This is a genomic window from Aquabacterium sp. A08 (genome assembly GCF_011742065.1).
On record NZ_JAAQQT010000443.1, the window covers coordinates 1 to 685 of the forward strand.

Consider the following 685-nt stretch of genomic DNA (forward strand, 5'->3'; position numbering starts at 1 on the left):
AACGGCCCGCTGGTGGTGGTCGTGGTGCCGTCGCTGGTTTCCAGGCTGTACTGGCCGTTGGCCCCGAAGGTGACGACGGTGTTGGCCCAGGCCGGCGCCGTCACGGTGTTGTACGGGCGGTATAGCGCCTCGACCTGCAGGCCGTCGCCGTTGTCGGGGTCGGCCTGCACCAGCACCGGGCTGGCGATGGCCAGCTGCGCCGGCGCCGTCAGCGCCACCTTGACCTGGGAAGCGACGGTGGCGAATGGTGACAACAGAATTTGGTCGCCCGGATTGCCCGAGGTGGTTTGCGTGAGCCGCAGCCCATCGAAATCCACAGGCCCACTGGTCAGGTCCACCTCGATGGGTGTGGTGGAGGTGAAGCCATACTTTGCCGGGTCAGGGTCCGGATTGAAGAACTTGCCATCGGACACCCGACGGATCTCGATCTTGTTCGTGTCGGTGTATCGCACGGCATAGTCCGACGCCTGGAATCGGGTGGGTGCCTCCGGATCGGAGGGGTCCACCTCCATCTTCAAAATAGCGGGCGTGCTCGGGGTGATGTTGAAACGCGTATCGAGGCTGATCGGACCAAAAAAGGGCTGGCCTTTGTCGCCGTTGAGGTCCAGGCCCGCCTGGTGCTGCCGGTTGGTCAGCTCCACCATCGACAAGGCCAGGCGCCCCAGCTGGTTGCGCACGTCGGCCA

Annotated in this window: 1 protein-coding gene; it reads right to left on the reverse strand. The window is 64.8% G+C overall.

Annotation, left to right across the window (positions count from 1 at the left end):
- A partial coding sequence (locus HA630_RS02520) for a FlgK family flagellar hook-associated protein (protein ID WP_407061930.1) occupies positions 1-685 on the reverse strand: 685 nt, incomplete at both ends.